We start from the raw sequence: 21,165 nt of genomic DNA on the forward strand, positions 1-21,165 counted from the left end.
GAGGTTAGGCTTACCAAAGAACCTCAGCGGGGCCGTGTGCCCCGGAAGCTCATACCGGAAGGCTCTCTCGTGTCCGCCTCATCCCTGCCCATCGCCCGCGCACGGCGCGCCCTCGTCGCCGCGACCACCGCGGCCCTTGTGCTCGCGCTTGCGGCCTGCGGGTCCTCCGACGACACAGACGGTGACGCGACCCCGAGCGGGTCCGCCGCCAGCGACAGCACCGACGCCTTCCCCGTGACCATCACCGGGGCCCTCGGTGAGACCGTGATCGAGAAGGCACCCGAGCGTGTTGTCACCCTCGGCTGGGGCGCCGACGACATCGCAGTCTCCCTCGGCGTCATCCCCGTCGGGACCGAGGGTGACACCTGGGCCGGCGACGCAGATGGCTACCACCCGTGGTTCCGCGAGGCCGTCGAGGCCGAGGGCGCCGCGCTGCCCGAGACGATCACCATGTACCCCGAGCTCGACGTCGAGGCGATCATCGCCCTCGAGCCCGACCTCATCCTCGCCCCGCAGTCCGGCATCAACCAGGCCACCTTCGACCAGCTCTCGGAGTTCACCAACGTCGTCGCCTACCCCGACGGTCCGTGGATCACCCCGATCGATGAGCAGATCACGATCGCCGCGACTGCGCTCGGCAAGAGCGACAAGGCGCAGGGCCTGATCGACGGCATCGACACCACCCTGAGCGCCGCCGCCGCCGATCACCCCGAGTTCGAGGGCAAGACCATCGCCTACGTCGCCGCCCAGGAGCTGGGTACCCTCGACGTCTACGTGCCCGGTGACCCGCGGATCGACACTCTCCTCGGCCTCGGTTTCACGTTGGCCCCGTCGGTCGCCGACCTCACCGCGCCGGCCGGGCAGTTCGTCGCGCCGTTCGGGCTGGAGAACGCTGACAAACTGAGCGACGTCGACGTCCTGTTCACGTGGTTCAACGACACGGACGAGCAGGCCGCGACCGAGGCTCAGCCGCTGTTCGCTGCCATCCCCGCCTTCGCCTCCGGTGCCTACGTCCCCATGGTCGACCGCCAGCTCGGCATGGCCGTGACCGTCGGCACGCCGCTCAGCGTGCCGTGGGCGATCGACCGCTACGTGCCGATGATCGCTGAGGCAGTCGCTAAGGTCGGTTGATGACTGCAGCACTTGACGCCGTACAGGGCCGGACGCTCGCGTCCGGCCCTGTACGGCGTTGGGGGCTGGGCGCCGGCCTGATCCTGGCCCTCGCCGCGACCGCACTCGTGACCGCTCTCAGCCTCTCGGTCGGCACCAACCAGCTGCCGCTGAGCACCGTCTGGCACGGACTGGTCTCACCAGACGACTCCTTCGCCTCGACCGTGATCGCCTCCCGCGTACCGCGCACCCTGCTCGGTCTGCTCGTCGGTGCCGGCCTCGCGGTCGCGGGCACCCTCATGCAGGGGATCACCCGCAACCCCCTCGCCGACCCCGGCCTGCTCGGCGTCAACGCGGGTGCCTCGGCCGCGATCGTCGCAGGGACGGTCGTCTTCGGTTCTCTCGGCCAGCGCGCTATCTTCGTGGCCGTCCCGGGTGCCTTCCTCGCGGCGGTTGTCGTCTACGCGATCGGGTCGGGTCGCAGCGGCCCGACGCCGGTCCGCCTCGTGCTGTCCGGGGCCGCGATCACCGCGGTGCTCATGGCCGGGATCCAGGCCGTCACGCTGACCAATCCCGAGGTCTTCGAGACCTACCGGTTCTGGGTCGTGGGGTCCCTGGCCGGGCGACCGAGCGAGATCGTCGACATGATCTGGCCCGTCGTCGTGGTCGGCCTGGTGGCTGCCCTGCTGCTCGGGCGCCCGCTCAACACGCTCGCCCTCGGCGACGAGACGGCCAGGGCGCTCGGCGGCAACGCCGGACGGACCCGGCTGCTCGGCGCGCTCGTGGCCACGGTCCTGGCCGGCGCGTGCACCGCGGCGGTGGGACCGATCGCCTTCGTCGGCCTCGCCGTCCCGCACATCGTGCGCACCATCACCGGGTCGGACTACCGCTGGCTCGTGGCCTACTGCATCGCACTGGGCCCGGTGCTGCTCCTGGGGGCCGACGTCGTCGGGCGCATCGTGGCCCGGCCCGGTGAGCTCATGGTCGGGGTGGTCACGGCGTTCATCGGCGCGCCCTTCCTCTACGTCGCCGTCCGCCGGTCCGGGAGCGGGCTGTGAGCGGCCGCAAGGACGCGTCACCGGCGATCGCCGAGGCGGCCGTCGCGACCCCACCAGCCCCGCGCCCCGACGACCCCGGCGCGACCGACCACCTGCGCGTGGCCAGCCTCGTCCTGCCGTGGAACCGCCGCGCGGTGATCGTCATCGCCGTCGCCTGCGTGGCGGTGATCGCCTCGGTCGTGGCGGCCCTGACCCTCGGCAAGCTCGGCGTCGCGCTGCCCGACCTCCTCTCGGTGCTCTCCGGCGAGGGGTCCAAGACCCAGCACTGGGTCGTCTTCAACAACCGCCTGCCCCGCGGCCTGGTGGCCGTCGGAGCCGGCGCGGCGTTGGGGATCTCCGGTGCGATCTTCCAGAGCGTGACCCGCAACCCGTTGGGCAGCCCGGACATCATCGGCCTCAACGGCGGCGCGGCGGCCGGCGCGGCGGCGGTCACCCTCGTCTGGCCGGGGCTGCTCCCGGCCCCCGTCGGTGCGCTGCTCGGTGGGGGGATCGCGATCACCCTCGTCCTGCTCGGCGCCGGCCGCGGCTTCCACGCGCCGCACCGGATGGTCGTGATCGGCATCGGGGTGGGCGCCATGGCCCTCGCCTTCGTCCAGTTTGCCGTCACCCGGACTCGGCGCGAGCAGGCGCAGGAGATGGCGGCCTGGCTCAACGGGTCCCTCAGCGCCCGCAACTGGGACCACGTGTGGACCATCTTCGTGGCGCTCGCCGTCTTCGGGACGGCGGCCCTGCTGCTGAGCCGCGGGCTGCAGCTCGTCGAGATGGGCGACGAGGCCGCCCTCGCCCTCGGCGTGCGGACCCAGCGGGTGCGCCTGGCCGCCGTCGCCGTCGGCGTCGTGCTGGCTGCGGCGGCAGTCGTGGTCTGCGGGCCGATCGCCTTCGTCGCCCTCGTCGCACCGCAGCTGGCCCGCCGGATGACGCGGTCCGCGGGGCCGGGGATGGTGGCGGCCGGCGTCTTCGGCGCGCTCATCATGACCGTCGCGGACCTCGTGGCGCAGTACCAGCCCTGGTCGGCCACCCTCCCGGTCGGGGTGCTCACCGCCGGGATCGGTGGGGTCTACCTCGCCGCGCTGCTCACCCATGAATGGAGACGAGGAACCCTGTGACCTCCCGCCCCGCCCCGGCCGGCGCGCCGACGCCGGCTGCCGTACCCGCACCGTCGGCCCCACCCGCGCCTGTCCGCGCCCGCGGCCTCCGCCTGGCCTACGACCAGCGCACGGTCGTCGACGGCCTCGACGTAGACATCCCGGCAGGGTCTTTTACGGTCATCGTCGGACCGAATGGCTGCGGCAAGTCGACCCTGCTGCGCGCGCTGGGGCGGACCCTGACGCCCAAGGCCGGCACGGTCGAGCTCTACGGTCGGGCGATCACCGCCATGAACAACAAGGAGGTCGCCCGCCGGCTCGCGCTCCTGCCGCAGTCGCCGATCGCCCCCGAGGCGATCACCGTGCGCGACCTCGTGGGCCGGGGACGCTACCCCTACCAGACGCTGCTGCGGCAGTGGTCGGCGAGCGACGGTGCGGCGGTGCGGGAGGCGATGGAGGCGACCGGGACGACCGACCTCGCCGACCGCCGGGTCTCCGAGCTCTCGGGCGGGCAGCGTCAGCGGGTGTGGATCGCGATGGTGCTGGCCCAGGACACCGACCTGCTGCTGCTCGACGAGCCGACGACCTTCCTCGACATCGCCCACCAGGTCGACGTCCTCGAGCTGTGCGCCCGCATGCACGAGGCCGGCCGGACACTCGTCGCGGTCCTCCACGACCTCAACTTCGCCGCGCGCTACGCAACCCACATGATCGCCATGCGCGACGGCAAGATCGTTGAGAGCGGGACCCCGCACGAGGTGATGACGGCTGAGAACGTCGAGGAGATCTTTGGCCTGCGGTGCCGCATCATCGACGACCCCGAGAGCGGGACGCCGCTCGTCGTCCCGCTCGCCGGACGCGTCGCGCGCGGCTGACGCGAGGTCGGGGGGCTGACGCGACGCTCAGGCGCGCGCCCCGGCGTCGGGCAGGCGCCGCATGGGGATGTGCGGGATGTTGTCCTCGAGGAAGTCCGCGCCGCTGCGCACGAAGCCGAAGCGCTCGTACCAGCCCTCAAGGTGGGCCTGGGCGTCGATGTCGATCCGCGTGCCTGCCCCGCACAGCCCCATAGCCGCCTCCATCATGGCCGACGCCGTCCCGCTGCGGCGGGCGGTCGGGTCCGCGCACACCCGCCCGATGCGGCGCCCGCCGCCGGGGGCATCGAGGATGCGCGACGTCGCAAGCACCCGCCCGTCGCCGTCGGCCGCCCATACCTGGAGCGTGCCCGGCGCGGTGTCCGCGCCGTCAAGGTCGGGGTAGGGGCAGTCTTGCTCGACGACGAAGACGTCGACCCGGAGCTTGAGGATGGCGTAGAGGGTGAGGGGGGACATGTCGGCCAGGGCCGCGTGATGGATCGTGTGGGGCACGGACCAACTCTAGAACCGGAGCACAGCCAATCAGGTCGATTCCCCAAGGTTCGTCACAGGCGAGGCGCGTTGGGTGGAGCCATCGCCCCGCCCGGGTCGAGGAGGAGGAACGATCATGAGCTCTCTCATCGCCGAACGCACCGGCCCGCTGGCGGCCACCGGATGCACTCCCGGGGGCGCGCAGGCGGAAGGTGCCTGGCTCACGGCGACCATCCGCCCCGTAGGCATGATCTGCCGCTGCGACGCCGACCGGCTGGCCGTGATGCTCGACGCGCTCGCGGGTGCGTCCTCGGTCGTGGTCCTCGACCTGCAGGCCGCGCGCATCGAGAGCGCCCGGGTGGCCGACGTGATCGGGCGGGCGGCTGCGCTGCTCGACGCGCGCGACGGCTGCCTGCTGTGCGTCGGGGCCGACGGCCCCACCCGGGCGTGCCTCGAGCGGGCCGGCGCGCCGGTGGCCTTCGTCGATCCGCCACAGGTCGGCCTGCTGTCCGCCGGGCAGTGACTCGTCTGTGCGGGGACTGCGGGTCAGAGGTGGGTGGCAGGTCAGAGCGTGATCGCCGGGATGTCGATCGTGCGACGTTCGGCCGAGGACTGCAGGCCGAGCTCGGCGAGCTGGACCCCGCGCGCGGCCGAGAGCAGACCGAAGCGGTGCTCGCGGCCGGCGACGACGTCGCGCAGGAACTCTTCCCACTGGGCCTTGAAGCCGTTGTCGAGGTCGGCGTTGGCCGGGACCTCGAGCCACTGGTCGCGGAAGGGCTCGGTCACGGGCAGGTCCGGGTTCCATACGGGCTTGGGTGTGTGGGCGCGCTGCTGGGCGACGCAGTTGCGCAGGCCGGCGACCGCGGAGCCGTGCGTGCCGTCGATCTGGAACTCGACGAGCTCGTCGCGGTAGACGCGCACGGCCCAGGAGGAGTTGATCTGGGCGACGACCTGGTCGCCGCCCGGGGTCTCGAGCTCGAAGATGCCGTAGGCGGCGTCGTCCGCGGTCGCCTGGTATTCCGCGCCCCTCTCGTCCCAGCGGGTGGGGATGTGCGTGACGGTGTTGGCGTTGACGGACTTGACAGTGCCGATGATGCCCTCGAGGACGTAGTTCCAGTGGCAGAACATGTCGGTGGTCATGCCGCCGCCGTCTTCCTTGCGGTAGTTCCACGACGGGCGCTGGGCCTCCTGGACCTCACCCTCGAAGACCCAGTAGCCGAACTCCCCGCGCAGTGAGAGGATCCGGCCGAAGAATCCCTCGTCGACGAGCCGGCGCAGCTTGACCAGGCCCGGCAGGTAGAGCTTGTCGTGCACGACGCCGGCGGTCACGCCGGTGTCCCGGGCGATCTGGGCGAGCTCGATGGCCTCGGCGAGGGTCTCGGCGGTCGGCTTCTCGGTGTAGATGTGCTTTCCGGCGGCCATGGCCTTCTTGAGAGTCGCGGCGCGCAGGCTGGTCATGGACGCGTCGAAGATGATGTCTACGCTCGGGTCGTTGATCGCGGCGTCGAGGTCGGTCGTCCAGTGCTCGACGCCGTGCAGCTCGGCGAGCTCCTTGATCTTGGCCTCGTTGCGGCCGATGAGGATCGGCTCAACCTGCACCTTGGTGCCGTCCTCGAGGGTGAACCCGCCCGCGTCGCGGATCGGCAGGATCGAGCGGACGAGGTGCTGGCGGTAGCCCATGCGGCCGGTGATGCCGTTCATGGCGATGCGCAGGGTGCGGGTGGTCATCGAAGGTCTCCGTGGGTCGATTCCGGTGCGGCAAGAGCGGGCGCACTCCGGCGACGCAACACCAGTGGAATGCGCTTTCCAGAATAGGGAAAGGGCTTGCCGGAGTCAAGGGGTCGGTGGCGAACAATGTGCGCTCGCAGGGCCCAGAGCCGATGCCGACGAGCGTTGACGCGTGACGGGCGCAGATCTCTGACGAGCGCCGACGTCGATCTCTGCCACAGTGGACGGATGGAAAAGTTCTCACTCACCGCCCTCGGTCGCAACGCACTCGAGACGGCGCGGGCCGCACCGAGCGGACGCAGCGCGCAGACCGTCTTCGGCGGGCACGAGCATGTCCTGCGCCAGACGCTCATCGCGCTCGTGCAGGGGACGAGCCTCGCTGATCACGAGAACCCAGGAGAGGCCACCGTCCTGGTGCTCCAGGGTCGGGTGATCCTTGCTTCCGAGGGCACCATCTGGGAGGGAGCGCACGGCGCGCTCCTCGTCGTACCGCAGGCCCGGCACTCCCTCGAGGCCCTTGAGGACTCGATCATCCTGCTGACCGTCGCCAAGCTGGGCTGAGCGCGGGTCGCCCGAGTCGAAGCCGGTCGGCGACCCGCGCACGACGACGGCAGACGAAGGGTGAGCCCTACCGAGGGATGCGCCCTCAAGGCAGGGATGGTCTGAGGCTGTCGATTCCTAGCGCCGGTGGGCGCCTCGCTCGCACGAAGCGTGGCGCCCACCGAACCCCGCAGGGTGCTCAACTCTCGTCGAGCTGTACGCGTCAATCGAAAGACCGCTCGAAAGACCGCCAGGGTGCTGTTGCAAGCACCCGAGCATGCATCCTTTCTACCACGAGTTGGTCAAGTCCGCGCGTCGGAGGTTCACATTCGGTCAACGGCGGGCGTCGTGGCGGAGCCAATTCGGCATCCGGGGGAGCACCTACCGCGCTGCCGTGGTGCGGCGCAGCACCACGACGCCCGCGGCCTCGACCGTGACCGTCCCGTCATGCACCGCGCCGGTGAGCAGATCGGTCCCCGACGCCTCCACGACCGCGCTCGAGTCGGTGTGGTTGACCGCGAAGAGGAACTCCGCGCCCTCGGTCGAGCGGCGCACGACGAGCTCGACCCCGGCGGGTGCGACGGCCAGCGGCGCGACGTCGGCCTCGGCGAGCAACGCGGCCACGAAGGCCGCGCGGGCATCGTCGGACAGGTCGGTCGCGACGTACCAGGCCGCGCCGTCCCCGCGGGCGGCGCGGGTGATCGCGGGCCAGCCCGCGCTCGGCCCGGTCGAGAACGTCGCCTGCGCGACGGCGTCGGTCAGGCCGACCGGCTCCGACCAGCCGGAGCCCGTGGGCTCCGCGCCGAGCAGCGGTGACTCGAGGGAGACCACGTCGCCGGGCAGGACCGGGGCGAACTCCTCCACGCGGATGCCGAGCAGGTCGCGGAAGGCGCCCGGGTAGCCGCCGAGGTGGATGTGGTCGTCACCGTCGGCGATACCTGAGAAGTACGTGATGACGACCGTGCCCCCTGCCGAGGCGAAGGCGGTCAACCGGGCGACGAGCGCGGCGTCGGCCAGGTAGAGGTGCGGCACGACGACGAGCCGGTAGCCGGTGAGGTCCGCGTGCGCGGGCAGGACGGCGGTGCCGACCTGCGCCTGCCACAGCGAGCGGTACCAGGACAGGACCTTCGACCGGTAGCGGAACTCGTTGGAGGGGTGGGAGTCGATCTCGCTCGCCCACCAGGACTCCCAGTCGAAGAGCACCGCGGTCTGGGACACGACGGAGGACCCGGCGATCTCACCGAGGGCGACGAGGTCGGCGCCGAGGCTGACGACGGAACGCCACAGGGCCGAGTCGGTCCCGGCGTGGGGGACCATCGCGGAGTGGAACTTCTCCGCGCCGGCCCGGGACTGACGCCACTGGAAGAAGCACACCGCGTCGGCGCCGTGGGCGACGTGGCTCAGGGAGTTGCGGCGCATCTGCCCGGGGCGCTTGGCGAGGTTGACATGCTGCCAGTTCACGGCGGACGTCGAGTGCTCCATGAGCATCCACGGCTCGCCACCGGCGATCCCGTGCACGAGGTCGGCGGAGAAGGCCAGCTCGATCTCCGAGAGCGGGTCCGCGGCGGTGACGTAGTGGTCGTTGGAGACCAGGTCGACGTCGGGCGCCCAGGAGGTGTAGTCCATGTTCTTGGTGTCACCCATGACCATGAAGTTCGTGGTCACCGGCACGTCGGGGGTGATCCGGGTGAGGATCTCGCGCTCGGCGCGCAGCTGCTCGCGCAGCTGGTGGGAGCTGAACCGCGCGAAGTCGAGCTGCTGGGTCGGGTTGACGAAGGCGGTCGAGCGGCGCGGGGGGAGGATCTGGTCCCAGCCCGTGTAGCGCTGCGACCAGAAGTCCGTGCCCCACGCGCGGTTGAGCTCGTCGAGCGTCGCATAGCGGGTCTCGAGCCAGCCGCGGAAGGCGACGGCTGCGACGTCGGAGTAGTCGAGGGCGTTGTGGCAGCCGAGCTCGTTGGACACGTGCCACATGGCCAGCGCCGGGTGGTTGCCGTAGCGCAGCGCCATCTGCTCGACGAGGGCGAGGGAGTGCTCGCGGTACACCGGCGAGCTGGGGCTCCAGGACTGGCGGGAGCCGTGGAAGAGGGTGTGGCCACTGGCGTCGACCGGGAGAATCTCGGGGTGCGCGGTCGTCAGCCAGGGCGGCGGGCTCGCCGTCGCAGTCGCGAGGTCCACGGCGATGCCGTGGCTGTGCAGGATCTCCATGACATCGTCGAGCCAGGCGAAGTCCCATCGGTCGGGCGCCGGCTGCAGCCGGGCCCAGGAGAAGATCGCGATGCTCACGAGGTTGACGCCGGCCTCGGCCATGAGGCGGGCATCCTCGAGCCAGACCTCGCGGGGCCACTGCTCGGGGTTGTAGTCGCCTCCGTAGGCGAGCGGGCCGCGGGGGGTGGGCGCGGCGTCGGCCAGAGGTTCGGGCCAGCGGATCCAGCGGGAAGCCATGTCATCAGTCCTGTGTGTCGAGGTGCGGGAGGAACGGTCCCGGCGCGGGCCGGGTGCGGCCTGGGGCCGGGCGCGTGCGTGCCCGGCCCCAGGAGGAGCTACTTGACGGTGAAGCCCTGGCCGGAGCCGTAGGAGATGATCTGCTCCTGCCACGTGGCCAGGCCGTCGGCGAGGGAGGTCTTGTTGCTCAGGGCCTGTCCGGCGGTGTCACCGAAGATCGAGTTCGAGTAGACCTGGAAGGGCAGGTACTGCCATCCGGAGGACACAGACTTGGAGGACTCGACGAACACCTCGTTGGTCTTCTGGTTGCCGAAGAACGAGTCCTCGGTCGCCAGGAAGTCCGCGTCGTCCATGATCGCCGTGGTGGCGGGGAAGAGGCCGGCCTCGGACTGGGCGAGCACAGCCTCCGGGTCGGTCGTCAGCCAGCGGGAGAAGGCGAGCGCAGCGGCCTTGTTCTTGCCCTGCTCGAGGACCGACACGCCGGAGCCGCCGTTCTCGGCGTTCATGGGGGTGCCCTCTTCGTAGGTGGGCATCGCGGCGGCACGCCACTGGCCGTCGGTCGTCGGGATGTTGCTGCGGATGGATCCTGGTGCCCATGCCCCGGTGAGCCACATGGCGTACTTGCCGTCGGCGAAGGAACGCCAGAACGCGTCGTTCCAGCCCGGCGCGACGTCGACCAGGTTCTCCTGGATGAGGGTGTCGTAGAGCTTGGTCCACTGCGTGGTGCCCTCGTCGGTGAAGTCCACCCCGACGTTGGTGCCGTCGACGCTGAACGGGCGTCCACCTGACTGCCAGATGAGGGAGTCGACGCCGCCGGCATCGCCCGGGTCGATCGAGGTGATGAAGTTGTTCGGGTTGTCGGCCTTGATGGCACGGGCCACCTCGGTGAACTCGTCCCACGTGGTCGGGACCTCGAGGCCGAGGCGCTCGAGGATGTCCGCGCGGTAGAACATGACCATCGGGCCGGTGTCCTGCGGGAAGCCGTACTGCGATCCGCTGACCGTGACCTGGTCCCAGGCGGAGCCGGTGTAGTCGGACTTGAGGTCGCCAAGGCCCACGTCGGTGAGGTTGACGACGGCCTCGCTCAGCGCGAACTGGGGAAGGGCGAAGTACTCGATCTGCGCGACGTCGGGCGCACCGGTCCCGGCCTTCACGGCGTTCTGGAGCTTGGTGTACTGGTCGGCCGACTGACCGGCGTTGGTCACGTTGACCTTGATGTTCGGGTACTTGGCGTTGAAGATGTCGACGACCTCGTCGATGCCGGGCACCCAGGTCCAGTACTCCAGGGTCACCTTGTCCGACGACGCGAGCGCGGCATCGAGGTCGGCTGCGGTTACGCCGGAGTCGCCCGAGGACGTCTTGTCGCCGTCGTCGCTGCCGCCGCAGGCCGCGAGGCCGAGCGTCAGCGCCAGTGCGGCGGTGATCCCCGCTCCGCGCAGGAAACGGGTCTTGGTGTTCTTCATGATTCTCCTAGTGATACTTCGTTGTATGCGTCGACATGACGCTGGAGGGATCGAGATCGGAGGGGCTACTGCTTGACGGCACCTGCCGCGAGACCGGACTGCCAGAACCGCTGCAGGAAGAGGAAGACGAGCACCAACGGGATGATCGCGACGAGCGACCCGGTGAGCACGAGGTTGTAGACGGGCTCTCCCTGACCGGACGAGCCGGCCTGGGCGTTCCACTGGTTGAGGCCGACCGTGAGCGGGTAGAGCTTCGGGTCGGACAGCATGATCAGGGGCAGGAAGTAGTTGTTCCACGTGGCGACGACGGTGAAGAGCAGGACCGTGACGAAACCCGGTGTGAGCAGCCGCAGCGACACCGTGAGGAAGGTCCGCAGCTCGCCGGCGCCGTCGAGGCGGGCCGCCTCGAGCAGGGAGTCGGGCACGGAGTCCTGGGAGTACACGTACATGAGGTACAGCCCGAAGGGGCTCGCGAGCGCCGGGATGATGACGGCCCAGACGGTGTTGGTCAGGCCGAGCTTGGAGAACATCAGGAAGGTCGGCACGGCGAGGGCGGTCATCGGCACGGTCATGGCACCGATGACGATCGCGAAGGCGGCGCGGCGCCCCGGGAAGTTGTACTTCGCCAGGCCGTAACCACCCAGAGTGGCCAGGAGGGTCGCCCCGACGCCGCCGATACCGGCGTAGAAGATCGTGTTCGCCAGCCAGCGCGGGTACACCGAGTTCTGATAGCTGAACAGCGCCTTGATGTTGTCCCACAGGGCGAAGTCGTCGGCGAACCACAGGCCGAAGGAGCTGAACAGCCCGCCGTTCGTCTTGGTCGAGTTGATGACCAGCCACACGAGCGGGAGCAGCACGTAGACGAACATCACGACCATGATCACGGTGAGGGTGATCGAGGCCTTGGCCCGGGGTGCGGTCGGGCGGCGTCGTCCACGTCCGGCGCCGGAGCGCTTGCGCGCCGGGGGGACGGGAGGAGAGACGGCGACGGAGGTTGCTTCGGTGGTCATGAGTTCTTCCCTGCCTTGTCGGCGCGGTTGCCTACCCGCTGGGCGCCGTAGGCGACGAGCACGGTGACGAGTCCGACGAGGATCGCGACGGCGGCGGCGTAGTTGTACTGCTGGCCGTTGAAGGCGAGGTTGTAGGCGTACATGTTCGGCGTGTAGTACGTGTTGAGCACGGTGGGGGCGAGGGACTTGAGCACGTTGGGCTCGTTGAAGAGCTGGAAGCTGCCGATGATCGAGAAGGTCACGGTGAGCAGCAGCGCCGGGCGCAGCGCGGGCAGCTTGATGGACCACGCGGTGCGCATGGCTCCGGCCCCGTCGATCTCGGCGGCCTCGTAGAGCTCGGTCGGGATGACCCGCAGCGCCGAGTAGAGGATGAGCATGTTGTACCCGACGAAGGACCACGTCACGATGTTGCCGATCGAGGCCAGCACCCAGGAGCCGGAGAGCAGGTCCGGTGGCGTGGCTCCGAAGAAGTCGAAGACCTGTCCGACGAGCCCGAAGTCCTTGCCGTAGATATAGCCCCACATGAGGGCCGCGACGACCGAGGGCACGGCGTAGGGCAGGAACAGCGCGATGCGGAAGCCGCTCGACCCGCGCAGGCGCCCGGAGTCGATCGCGAGGGCCGCGAAGAGCGCGATGCCGATCATGATCGGCATCTGCACCGCGAGGAACAGCAGCACGCGTCCGAGGCCTGCGTGCAGCAGCGGGTCGGAGATCGCCTTGGTGTAGTTCGCGACGCCGGAGAAGAAGTTGCCGCCGATGAGCCGGTCCTGGAAGAAGGAGAGGTACACCGCGTAGCAGAGCGGGGCGACGATCGAGAAGAAGAAGACCGCGAGGAACGGGGCGACGAACCCGGCCCCGGCCCAGTCTTGACGCTTGTAGCGGGTTCGGCGCCGAGGGCGCGCGGAACCCGCCGGTTCGGGTGGCGCTGCGGCCAAGTGCTCAGTTGCGGACGTCATCGTCTCTCGTCTTCCGGTCGGTAGTCCGGGTCAGCGCTGCGGGTCCCTGTTCGGGTCTGCGAGCCTCATCACCGTGTTTGCGCAAACATCGTTGTTGTTCGACGAGCATCACACCTGGGAAGCGCTTTGGTCAACCGAAGCGGATTGCAGAACGGTAACGGCGAGATTGTGCGCAACGTGTCGAGGGTCGCATCGTGGATTGGCGCGAGAACCGCTGTGCTTGCGCAAACAATGCATCACGTTCTACTCTCCAGACCATGTATGGGAAGGTGTGACGATGGTGTCGAGCGAGCTCAGTGACGAGACGGACCGGACGGACGAACGCCAGTCCGCGCGCCGTCGCGCACCGTCGATGGTCGACGTCGCCAAGATCGCCGGTGTCTCGGCCCAGACGGTCTCCCGCGTCGCCAACGGCCGAGCCAACGTCGATCAGGACACCCGTTCCAAGGTGCTCAAGGCGATGGGTGTGGTCGGCTATCAGCCCAACGGCGCCGCCCGCGCCCTGGCCACCGGGCGCTTCGGAGCCCTCGGGGTGATCTCCTTCTCGGTCGCGCGGATCGGTGACGCGCGCACGATCGAGGCCATCGCGGTGTCCGCCCGCAGCGCGGGCTACTCGATCAACCTCGTGACCCTCGAACGCCCCACCGCGGGCGGGATCACCGCCGCGATCGCGAACCTCGCCGGGCAGAACGTCGACGGGCTGGTCATCATCCAGGCCGAGATCCTCGACGTCCCGTCGCTGGTCATCGCACCGAACCTGCCCGTGGTCGTGACCGATACCTACCCCTCGAGCCACCCCGACTACCCGATCGTGGACACCGATCAGGAGGGCGGCGTACGCCGCGCTGTCGAGTACCTGCTCGCGATGGGTCACCGCACGGTCTGGCACCTGGCCGGCCCGACGACGTCGAGCGCGGCCCAGGAGCGCCTGCGTGCCTGGGAACGCGTGCTGGACAAGGCGGGCGCCGAGCGGCGCCCTGTGCACCGAGGGGACTGGACGGCGGCCTCCGGCTACCGGATCGGTCAGCTGCTGGCAACCGTGCCGCGCTCCGAGCTGACCGCGCTGTTCTGCGCCAACGACCAGATGGCCCTGGGGGTCATGCGGGCCTTCCACGAGCGCGGCATCCGGATCCCCGAGGACGTCTCGATCGTCGGCTTCGACGACATCGACGAGGCCGAGTACGTGTGGCCGCCGCTCACCACGATCCGCCAGCGCTTCGAGGAGCTCGGCGCGCTCTGCGTGCAGACCCTGCTCGAGCAGATCGAGGCGGGCGTGCGCGCCGTGAACCAGGTCCGCGTGGTCCCGGTCGACCTGGTCGTCCGAGACAGCTCCGCAGCACCCTCGCATCCCTGACCGGGCGCGCCCCTCGCCCCGCCCCGGGTCGCCGAACTCGTGACCCAGTCGCCGAGCTCGTGAGCGACGGCCGTTTCAGGCGAGGAAACGGGCCTAACTCACGAGTTCGGCGGGCCGTTCACGAGCTCGGCGGGCCGCGGCTAGCGCGCTCAGCCCTCCTGGACCACCGCGACCGCGCCGGCCGCGACCGTCAGGTCGCCTGACACCGCGGCGCCCGTGAGCAGCTCGCGCCCTGAAGCCTTCACGCTCGCGTCCGTACCGGTGTGGTTGATGACGAACAGGAAGCTCGCGCCGCCGGAGCCGTGGCGGCGGACCACCTCGACACCCGCGGGCGCCTCGACCTCGCCGGTCAGCCCGGCGTCGGCCAGCACGGCCTCGACGAGGGCCGCGGTGCCGGCCTCGTCGAGGCGCGTGGCGGCGTACCAGGCGGCCCCGGAGCCGACCGTGTTGCGGGTGACGGCCGGCAGCCCGGCGAGCGCGCCGTCGTCGTACACGGCGACCGCCTGCGCGCCGGCGAGGTGCGTCTTCTCGGTCCACAGGTCCGCGCCGAAGGTGCCGACGAGGTCGCCAGAGGTGCCGGTCACGGAGACCTGCTCGTCGGCCTGCAGGGTGTAGAACTCCTCGGTGCGGATGCCGAGCAGATCACGGAATGCCCCCGGGTAGCCGCCCAGGCGCACGTGGTCCTCGGGGGTGACGATCCCGGAGAAGTACGTGACAAGCACGGTCCCCCCGCGCTCGGCGACGGCCGCGACGTTGGCCGCGCCAGAGTCACTGACCAGGTACAACGTGGGGACGATGACCAGGTCATAGCCGCTGAGGTCAGACCCGGGGCGCACGACGTCGGTGCTCACCCCGCGCAGCCACAGCTGCTTGTAGAGGGCCTGGGCCTGGTCGAGGTAGCGCAGCGCCTGGGTCGGGTGGGAGTCGAGCTCGCTCGCCCACCACGCCTCGTAGTCCAGGACCAGTGCGACACGGGAGCGGACGGTCGACCCCTTGACCGGGGCGAGGTCCTTGAGCGCCTGGCCCAGCGCCACGGTGTTGTTCCACACGTCGGACTCGCGGCCGGCATGCGGGACCATCGCGGAGTGGAACTTCTCCGCGCCGGCCTGGGACTGGCGCCACTGGAAGAACATGACCGAGTCCGCGCCACGAGCCACGTGCGCGAGGGAGTTGCGGAGCATCTCACCCGGCGCCTTGGTGCGGTTGCGCGGCTGCCAGTTCACAGCCGAGGTCGAGTGCTCCATGAGGATCCACGGCTGCCCGCCGGCGATCCCGCGGGTGAGGTCGGCCGAGAAGGCGAGCTCGATGTGCCGGTCGGGGTTCTCGGCGCTCGTGTAGTGATCGTTGGAGATGACGTCGAGGTCACCGGCCCAGTCGAAGTAGTCCATGCCCTTTGTGCCCGAGGACGCCATGAAGTTCGTCGTGATCGGCACGGCCGGGGTGATCGCCCGCAGGGCGTCGCGCAGGTCCTGGTAGTAGCCCAGGAGCGCGCGGGAGCTGAACCGGTCGAAGTCGAGCTGCTGGGTGGGGTTGGCGTAGGTGGGCGCGGCACGCGGAGGCAGCACGTCCTCGAAGGTGCCGTACCGCTGGGACCAGAACGCCGTGCCCCAGGCCGTGTTGAGCGCGTCGATCGACCCGTAGCGCTCGGCGAGCCAGGAGCGGAACGCGGACGCGGCGGCGTCGGAGTAGTCGCGCGGGACGTGGCAGCCGATCTCGTTGTCGACGTGCCACAGCGCGAGCGCCGGGTGGTCCTTGTACCGCTCGGCCATGACCGTGGCCATCCTGATCGCATACTCGCGGAACAGCGGGTGGGTCACCGCATAGGACTGGCGTCCGCCCTGGCCCAGCACGGTCCCGTCGGCGAGCTGGGGGAGGACCTCGGGGTGGCGCGCGGTCAGCCACGGCGGTGGGCTCGCGGTCGCGGTGGCCAGGGCCACGCGGATGCCCGCGGCGTGCAGCCGGTCCATCATCTCGTCGAGCCAGTCGAAGTCGTACTCGCCCTCGGCGGGCTCGAGCGTGGCCCACGCGAAGATCGCGACCGAGACGATGTTCACGCCCGCCTCGATCATCATCTCGACGTCCTCGAGGCGGGTGGCCTGGGGCCACTGCTCGGGGTTGTAGTCACCGCCGTAGCCGAGGCCGGTCAGGCCGGTGGGCCAGCCAGGAACACCGCCGGCGGGGGCGGGAGACAGGGGGGCGGTCGAACGGTTCACATCGGTGGGAGCCATGCAGGGAAGCGTATTCCAGCGGCGTGGGAAACCCAAGCCGCGTGGATGGTGACCGGCCCGCCCGGGCCTCGCCCCGCCGTCGGGCATGCGCGGGAGCAGGCCGTGCGGATCAGCCCCGCCGCGGGGTCGAGTCACGCACGATGACCTCGCCGTCGACCGGCACGATGCGCGGCTCGGCCCGCGCCGGAGACAGTGCCAGCTCGGTGACCAACGCGCCGATGTCGGCGAGCGGCAGCCGGATCGTGGTCAGCGACGGGGTGATGTCCCGCAGCGTGATGATGTCGTCGAAACCGGCGATGCCCACGTCGCCTGGCACGCTCAGACCGGCCGCGCGGGCGGCCGCCATGGCACCGACCGCCATCACGTCGTTGACCGCGAAGACCGCGTCGACCGGTCCCGCGCCGCCCGCGCTGATCAGCCCGCGCGAGACGAGCTCGCTCATACCCTCGAAGCCGCCGTCGCGGGTGAAGGCACAGTGCACGACGCGGGCGTCGTCGATCGTCACGCCGAGTGCCGCGAGGCCGTCCCGGAAACCGTTGAACCGCGCCCGCGCGGTGAGGTGCCCCTGCGGTCCGGCGAGGATCGCAAAACGCCGGTAGCCGAGACCGTGCAGCTTGGTCGCGAGCTCGCTCGTGCTCGCCTCGTTCTCGATCGTCACCGTGTCCACGCCCAGCAGCGCCTGCCCGACGACGGCCACCCCGCCGCCGTGCGAGCTGTACTCCGCGAGGGCGTCGGCGAGCGTCGTGTTGGCGTCTGCATCGTCGGTGCGCCCGCCCGCGACGATGATCGCCCGGGCCCGCTGACGCTGCATGAGGTCGACGAAAGCGAGCTCACGCTCCGGATCGCGGTCGGTGCTCGCGAGCGTGACCATGAGCCCGGCTCGCTCGGCGGCCGCGGTGACCCCCGAGACGATCATGGAGAAGTACGGGTCGGCGATGTCGTGGACGACGAGCCCGAGCGCGGTCGTCCGCCCGCGCGCCATGGCCTGGGCGTTCGCGTCCGGGGAGTACCGCAGCCGGTGGGCCGCCGCGAGCACCTTGTCGCGCAGCTCCGGGCGGACGGTACGGTTGCTGCTCCCGTTGATCGCGCGGCTGGCGGTCGCCAAGGACACGCCTGCTTCACGGGCGACATCGCTCAGGGTGACGGTCATACGGCACATCTTAGGGCTGCCCGCGCCGTGGCCTGCCCCGAATGGGTCACCCGGCTCGGGGCCCCGGCCTGCCGAGTGCCGCTCAGCCCACCAGCTCGCCGGTCTGCTCCGCGCTGCCCAGGGCGCCCCGGGAGCGGACCGAGCTGCGCCAGGCGAGCAGGCCACCACCGATCGCGGCCGAGGCGAGCGAGCCGACCAGCACCGCCGCCTTGACCGCCTCGTTGTTGGCCGTCCCGGGCTCGAAGGACAGCTCGCCGATGAGCAGCGCCACCGTGAAGCCGACGCCGCCGACGCACGCCACCGCGAGCAGGTCCAACCAGCGAAGCGAGACGTCCAGGGCTGCTCCAGTGAATGTCACCAACAGCCAGGTGGCGAGCAGGATCCCGATGGGCTTGCCGAGTACGAGACCGAAGAACACGCCTTGCGCAGCAGGGTTGGACGCAGCCTCCGACAAGGCCGACGCGCTCATCGTGACCCCGGCCGCGAACAAGGCGAAGACCGGCACGGCAAAGCCGGCCGAGAGAGGCCGCCACGCGTGCTCGTAGCGTTCGGCCAGGCTCACACGCTCGCCTGTGCGGGCGAGCGCCGGCACCGTGAAACCGAGCGCGACGCCGGCGATCGTGGCGTGGACCCCGGAGGCGTGCATGAACGCCCAGGCGAGGACCGCGAGCGGGAGGAGCAGCCAGGGTGAGGCCCCACCGCGGCGACGGACGACCACAGCGAACACGCCGATCGAGAGGAAAGCCGCGACCATCCACACGAAGTTCAGCCCGTTGGCGTAGAACACCGCGATGACGACGATCCCGAGCAGGTCGTCGACCACGGCCAGGGTGAGCAAGAAGGCTCGCAGCGCTGTCGGCAGGCCTCTGCCGAAGATCGTCAGCACCGCCACGGCGAAGGCGATGTCGGTGGCAACCGGGACCGCCCAGCCGTTCGGGTCCCCGCCTGCGCTCAGGGTGTTGATCACCGAGTAGACGGCGGCGGGCACCGCCATGCCGCCGACCGCGGCGAGGATCGGCACGATCGCCGTAGACGGCCGCCGCAGCTCTCCGTCGACCATCTCCCGCTTGAGCTCGAGGCCGACGACGAAGAAGAAGATCGCCAGCAGACCGTCCGTGGCCCACTGTGCGACGGACAAGTCGAGGTGCAGCCGAGACGGACCAAAGGTCAAGTTGCCCAGTGCACGGTAGCTCTCGCTGAAGGGTGAGTTCGCCCAGATCAGCGCCACGACCGCGCCCGCGAGCAGGAGGATCGCACCGGTGTTCTCGGCGCGCAGCGTGTCGGTGAAGTTGCGCAGGCCGCCGGGAGTCAGGCGCCCGAGAAGGGGCTTGGGAGGAGTGCTCATCATCGTCCTTGAGGGGTGATCAACCACTGTCCGCTCATCGTCGGGCGGATCGTTGGTGGTCACCATAGCCCAGGATCTGGGCCGAATATCGGGGCCTTCGGGCGTGGATGATCACCCTCGGCAGGTGGTATCACGCGGGTGAAACTAGTCGTCAGACCGGCCGGGCGGAGCGGGCGCGCTGCGCGGAAGATCTTCGATGAACGCCTGCACGACGGCGGTGTCCTGGTCGCCGAGGCCGGCCGCGGTCAGGTCGGTGAACACGGCGCGCAGCAGGTCGAGCTGGGGGGTCGCCGTCCCGGTCCGGATGGCCTCGTCGGTCGCGGACCCGAGGTCTTTCACCATGAACTTCGCGGCGCCCGAGGGACTGTGGTCGTGCTCGGCGAAGCGCCGCTTCTTGACCTCGAGCACACGACTTCCGGCATAGCCGCCGCCGAGCAGGTCGAGGAGCGCGGCGACGTCCAGGCCGGCGCGCTCGGCGATGACGCTGGCCTCGCCCAGGGCCAGCACGGTGGCGGCGACGATCATCTGGTTGCAGGCCTTGGCGATCTGGCCCGAGCCGAGAGGGCCCAGGTGCACAGGGGTGCCGGCGGGGGCGAGCGCGGCGCAGGCCTGCGCGGCGTCGTCGTCGGACCCCCCGACCATGATCGACAGGGTTCCCGCACGGGCTCCTTCCTCGCCGCCGCTGACGGGCGCGTCGACCACGTGCGCGAGGCCCCCGGTGCGGGCGCGGACTGCGACGTCGAGGGCCCGCACCCCCGCGGAGGAGACCGTCGAGCAGATGGCGATCGAGGTGGGGCGGGTGATCCCGGCGAGCAGGCCGTCCGGCCCGTCGAGCACCGCCTCGATGTCGGGCAGATCGGGAACCATGAGCACCACCGTCGGCCGTGCGCCGCGGCATGCCGCGGCGAGGGAACGCGCGGTCGGATGCCAGACGGCTCCGGCGTCGACCAGCGGCTGGGCGGATGCCGGGCGGCGCGCGCTCACGTGGAGTCGCGCGTTCGCGAGCGACGCCAAGATGTGCGCGGCCATCGGTGCCCCCATCACCCCGAGCCCGATGAAGCCGACATCGTTGGCGGGTGAGGCGCAGGGGAGGTCTTCGTATGTCTGAGCGGGCATGGGGCCACCGTACCGAAGGTCACGAACGGGTAGCGATCGCCTGGGTCGCGGAGAGCAGGGTTGACGGATGAGAACTTCTCGCGTCTACTGGTTCCACCCACCGGAACTCGGTTCCATGTGCGGAACTCGACTCTGGTGTCGGTTCGCCGCAGGACGGTCTCGGTGGTTCCAGACAGTACTCGGTCAGCTCATCCCTGGTGGGCCCACTAAGGAGTTACACATGATGCGGAACAAGGTTGTTTCGATCGTTGCCATGGCAGGCGTCTCGGCGCTCGCCCTCTCGCTGGCTGCCTGCAGCTCGGACAGCAGCGAAGGCGGCACGGACACGAAGGTCTTCAAGGTTGCGTTCAACCAGACCGAGAGCCACCCGCAGTACAAGGCGCTCGAGGCCCTCGGGGACCGGCTCAAGGAGCGCACCGACGGTCGCTACGACCTGGAGGTCTTCCCCAACGAGACCCTCGGCAGCCAGAAGGACACCATCGAGCTGGTCCAGGCCGGGTCGATCGACTTCTCGATGGTCTCCGGGTCGCTCCTGGAGAACTTCAACCCCGACTTCGTGGTGTTCAACCTTCCCTACGTCTTCGACAGCAAGGAGCACCAGAGCGCGGTCGTCAACGACCCCGAGATCACCGCTGACCTGTTCTCCTCGATCGAGGACAAGGGCATCTCGGTCCTGGCCGGCTTCCACGGCGGCATCCGCAACGTGTACAACTCCGAGAAGCCCATCAACACCCCCGCGGACCTCGCAGGAATGAAGATCCGGGTCATCGAGTCGGACACCAACCTGCGGATGATGGAGCTCATGGGCGGGTCCGGAACCCCGATGGGTCAGGGCGAGGTCTACACCGCGATCCAGTCCGGTGTGCTCTCCGGCGCCGAGAACAACGAGTCGATCTACGCGAACCTCAAGCACGCCGAGATCGCGCCGTACTACTCCTACACCCGGCACCTGATGTTCCCCGACTACCTGATCGTCAACCCCAAGACGATGGATGCGCTCTCCGCCGAGGACCAGAAGATCTTCTCCGAGGAGCTGGCCGCCGCGCTCGTCGAAGAGGGCGACTTCTGGGCCGACGAGGTCAAGACGAGCATCGCCACGGCCGAGGCCGCAGGAGCGAAGTTCAACGAGGTCGACGCAGACGCGTTCCGCGACGCGCTCGCCCCGCTCGTGGAGGAGAAGCTCACCACGCAGGTGAGCAAGGACCTCTACGCAAAGGTCCGCGCAGCGGCCGAGTGA

The 21,165-nt window shown here is 70.0% G+C and carries 18 protein-coding genes; 8 read left to right on the forward strand and 10 right to left on the reverse strand.

Going from position 1 to position 21,165, the window contains the following annotated elements; all coding sequences use genetic code 11:
- The first annotated feature begins 69 nt into the window (after positions 1-69).
- Genes BLQ50_RS15190 through BLQ50_RS15205 form a run of 4 tightly spaced genes read left to right on the forward strand, consistent with a single transcriptional unit; the run spans position 70 to position 4,128 of the window.
- Positions 70-1,131, forward strand: a complete 1,062-nt coding sequence (locus BLQ50_RS15190; RefSeq protein ID WP_245701281.1) for an iron-siderophore ABC transporter substrate-binding protein — start codon at positions 70-72, stop codon at positions 1,129-1,131.
- Entirely contained in the window at positions 1,131-2,168 is a 1,038-nt protein-coding gene (locus BLQ50_RS15195) for a FecCD family ABC transporter permease (protein WP_093185425.1), read from the forward strand. Before BLQ50_RS15190 ends, BLQ50_RS15195 begins: the two co-directional genes overlap by 1 nt.
- The gene (locus BLQ50_RS15200; RefSeq protein WP_217629189.1) at positions 2,165-3,274 is read left to right on the forward strand and encodes a FecCD family ABC transporter permease; all 1,110 of its coding nucleotides are present in this window, start codon (positions 2,165-2,167) and stop codon (positions 3,272-3,274) included. The genes BLQ50_RS15195 and BLQ50_RS15200 overlap by 4 nt, the downstream gene beginning before the upstream one ends.
- Entirely contained in the window at positions 3,253-4,128 is an 876-nt protein-coding gene (locus BLQ50_RS15205) for an ABC transporter ATP-binding protein (protein WP_093185427.1), read from the forward strand. Before BLQ50_RS15200 ends, BLQ50_RS15205 begins: the two co-directional genes overlap by 22 nt.
- 27 nt (positions 4,129-4,155) lie before the next feature.
- On the opposite strand, the gene BLQ50_RS15210 is transcribed toward BLQ50_RS15205, so the two are convergent.
- Positions 4,156-4,617 carry a GNAT family N-acetyltransferase gene (locus BLQ50_RS15210; RefSeq protein ID WP_245701284.1) on the reverse strand — a complete coding sequence of 154 codons (462 nt, stop codon included), beginning with the start codon at positions 4,615-4,617 and terminating at the stop codon, positions 4,156-4,158.
- 115 nt (positions 4,618-4,732) lie between these two features.
- On the opposite strand from BLQ50_RS15210, the gene BLQ50_RS15215 reads away from it, so the two are divergent.
- A complete protein-coding gene (locus BLQ50_RS15215) occupies positions 4,733-5,119 on the forward strand; it encodes a hypothetical protein (RefSeq protein ID WP_093185430.1) in 387 nt (128 codons plus the stop codon).
- A 41-nt stretch (positions 5,120-5,160) separates the two neighbouring features.
- Here the strand turns inward: BLQ50_RS15215 and BLQ50_RS15220 are convergent, their stop codons facing one another.
- Complete coding sequence (locus BLQ50_RS15220; RefSeq protein ID WP_093185432.1) at positions 5,161-6,324, reverse strand: Gfo/Idh/MocA family protein; 1,164 nt, start codon at positions 6,322-6,324, stop codon at positions 5,161-5,163.
- Between the two features lie 228 nt (positions 6,325-6,552).
- Here BLQ50_RS15220 and BLQ50_RS15225 point away from each other — a divergent pair, with 228 nt between their 5' ends.
- Complete coding sequence (locus tag BLQ50_RS15225) at positions 6,553-6,885, forward strand: cupin domain-containing protein (protein ID WP_093185435.1); 333 nt, start codon at positions 6,553-6,555, stop codon at positions 6,883-6,885.
- Positions 6,886-7,245: 360 nt separating this feature from the next.
- Here BLQ50_RS15225 and BLQ50_RS15230 read toward each other — a convergent pair whose 3' ends face one another.
- The 4 genes from BLQ50_RS15230 to BLQ50_RS15245 all read right to left on the reverse strand — a co-directional run bounded on the left by BLQ50_RS15230 (position 7,246) and on the right by BLQ50_RS15245 (position 12,735).
- Positions 7,246-9,306, reverse strand: a complete 2,061-nt coding sequence (locus BLQ50_RS15230; protein ID WP_093185437.1) for a beta-galactosidase — start codon at positions 9,304-9,306, stop codon at positions 7,246-7,248.
- 98 nt (positions 9,307-9,404) lie between these two features.
- Positions 9,405-10,769, reverse strand: coding sequence for an ABC transporter substrate-binding protein (locus BLQ50_RS15235; protein ID WP_093185440.1), 1,365 nt, complete (start codon positions 10,767-10,769; stop codon positions 9,405-9,407).
- A gap of 65 nt (positions 10,770-10,834) precedes the next feature.
- A complete protein-coding gene (locus BLQ50_RS15240; RefSeq protein ID WP_093185444.1) occupies positions 10,835-11,779 on the reverse strand; it encodes a carbohydrate ABC transporter permease in 945 nt (314 codons plus the stop codon).
- Positions 11,776-12,735: a carbohydrate ABC transporter permease gene (locus tag BLQ50_RS15245; protein ID WP_093185446.1), complete on the reverse strand. Its 960-nt coding sequence runs from the start codon at positions 12,733-12,735 to the stop codon at positions 11,776-11,778. The genes BLQ50_RS15240 and BLQ50_RS15245 overlap by 4 nt, the downstream gene beginning before the upstream one ends.
- A 277-nt stretch (positions 12,736-13,012) precedes the next feature.
- On the opposite strand from BLQ50_RS15245, the gene BLQ50_RS15250 reads away from it, so the two are divergent.
- A complete protein-coding gene (locus BLQ50_RS15250) occupies positions 13,013-14,089 on the forward strand; it encodes a LacI family DNA-binding transcriptional regulator (protein ID WP_093185449.1) in 1,077 nt (358 codons plus the stop codon).
- Between the two features lie 149 nt (positions 14,090-14,238).
- Here the strand turns inward: BLQ50_RS15250 and BLQ50_RS15255 are convergent, their stop codons facing one another.
- From BLQ50_RS15255 to BLQ50_RS15270, 4 genes are all read right to left on the reverse strand, one after another.
- The gene (locus BLQ50_RS15255; protein WP_093185451.1) at positions 14,239-16,317 is read right to left on the reverse strand and encodes a beta-galactosidase; all 2,079 of its coding nucleotides are present in this window, start codon (positions 16,315-16,317) and stop codon (positions 14,239-14,241) included.
- Between the two features lie 109 nt (positions 16,318-16,426).
- The gene (locus tag BLQ50_RS15260) at positions 16,427-17,467 is read right to left on the reverse strand and encodes a LacI family DNA-binding transcriptional regulator (protein ID WP_245701285.1); all 1,041 of its coding nucleotides are present in this window, start codon (positions 17,465-17,467) and stop codon (positions 16,427-16,429) included.
- An 82-nt stretch (positions 17,468-17,549) separates the two neighbouring features.
- On the reverse strand, positions 17,550-18,812 hold the full coding sequence (nhaA, locus tag BLQ50_RS15265; protein ID WP_245701287.1) for a Na+/H+ antiporter NhaA: 1,263 nt from the start codon (positions 18,810-18,812) through the stop codon (positions 17,550-17,552).
- A 144-nt stretch (positions 18,813-18,956) separates the two neighbouring features.
- Positions 18,957-19,928, reverse strand: coding sequence for an NAD(P)-dependent oxidoreductase (locus BLQ50_RS15270; protein WP_093185458.1), 972 nt, complete (start codon positions 19,926-19,928; stop codon positions 18,957-18,959).
- Positions 19,929-20,148: 220 nt separating this feature from the next.
- On the opposite strand from BLQ50_RS15270, the gene BLQ50_RS15275 reads away from it, so the two are divergent.
- Positions 20,149-21,165 (forward strand): TRAP transporter substrate-binding protein, encoded by a 1,017-nt coding sequence (locus BLQ50_RS15275; protein WP_093185461.1) that lies wholly within the window; start codon positions 20,149-20,151, stop codon positions 21,163-21,165.

Origin of the sequence: Sanguibacter gelidistatuariae, from assembly GCF_900096585.1 — a bacterium.
Lineage (GTDB): Bacteria > Actinomycetota > Actinomycetes > Actinomycetales > Cellulomonadaceae > Sanguibacter > Sanguibacter gelidistatuariae.

What these genes read in the sequence shown, in the direction of transcription:
- BLQ50_RS15195 (WP_093185425.1), top strand. Translation starts at nt 1,131, where the DNA reads ATGACTGCAGCACTTGACGCCGTACAGGGCCGGACGCTCGCGTCCGGC.
- BLQ50_RS15275 (WP_093185461.1), top strand. Translation starts at nt 20,149, where the DNA reads ATGATGCGGAACAAGGTTGTTTCGATCGTTGCCATGGCAGGCGTCTCG.
- BLQ50_RS15235 (WP_093185440.1), bottom strand. Translation starts at nt 10,769, where the DNA reads ATGAAGAACACCAAGACCCGTTTCCTGCGCGGAGCGGGGATCACCGCC.
- nhaA (WP_245701287.1), bottom strand. Translation starts at nt 18,812, where the DNA reads ATGAGCACTCCTCCCAAGCCCCTTCTCGGGCGCCTGACTCCCGGCGGC.
- BLQ50_RS15220 (WP_093185432.1), bottom strand. Translation starts at nt 6,324, where the DNA reads ATGACCACCCGCACCCTGCGCATCGCCATGAACGGCATCACCGGCCGC.
- BLQ50_RS15270 (WP_093185458.1), bottom strand. Translation starts at nt 19,928, where the DNA reads ATGCCCGCTCAGACATACGAAGACCTCCCCTGCGCCTCACCCGCCAAC.
- BLQ50_RS15250 (WP_093185449.1), top strand. Translation starts at nt 13,013, where the DNA reads ATGGTGTCGAGCGAGCTCAGTGACGAGACGGACCGGACGGACGAACGC.
- BLQ50_RS15225 (WP_093185435.1), top strand. Translation starts at nt 6,553, where the DNA reads ATGGAAAAGTTCTCACTCACCGCCCTCGGTCGCAACGCACTCGAGACG.
- BLQ50_RS15240 (WP_093185444.1), bottom strand. Translation starts at nt 11,779, where the DNA reads ATGACCACCGAAGCAACCTCCGTCGCCGTCTCTCCTCCCGTCCCCCCG.
- BLQ50_RS15245 (WP_093185446.1), bottom strand. Translation starts at nt 12,735, where the DNA reads ATGACGTCCGCAACTGAGCACTTGGCCGCAGCGCCACCCGAACCGGCG.
- BLQ50_RS15215 (WP_093185430.1), top strand. Translation starts at nt 4,733, where the DNA reads ATGAGCTCTCTCATCGCCGAACGCACCGGCCCGCTGGCGGCCACCGGA.
- BLQ50_RS15205 (WP_093185427.1), top strand. Translation starts at nt 3,253, where the DNA reads ATGGAGACGAGGAACCCTGTGACCTCCCGCCCCGCCCCGGCCGGCGCG.
- BLQ50_RS15230 (WP_093185437.1), bottom strand. Translation starts at nt 9,306, where the DNA reads ATGGCTTCCCGCTGGATCCGCTGGCCCGAACCTCTGGCCGACGCCGCG.
- BLQ50_RS15260 (WP_245701285.1), bottom strand. Translation starts at nt 17,467, where the DNA reads ATGACCGTCACCCTGAGCGATGTCGCCCGTGAAGCAGGCGTGTCCTTG.
- BLQ50_RS15255 (WP_093185451.1), bottom strand. Translation starts at nt 16,317, where the DNA reads ATGGCTCCCACCGATGTGAACCGTTCGACCGCCCCCCTGTCTCCCGCC.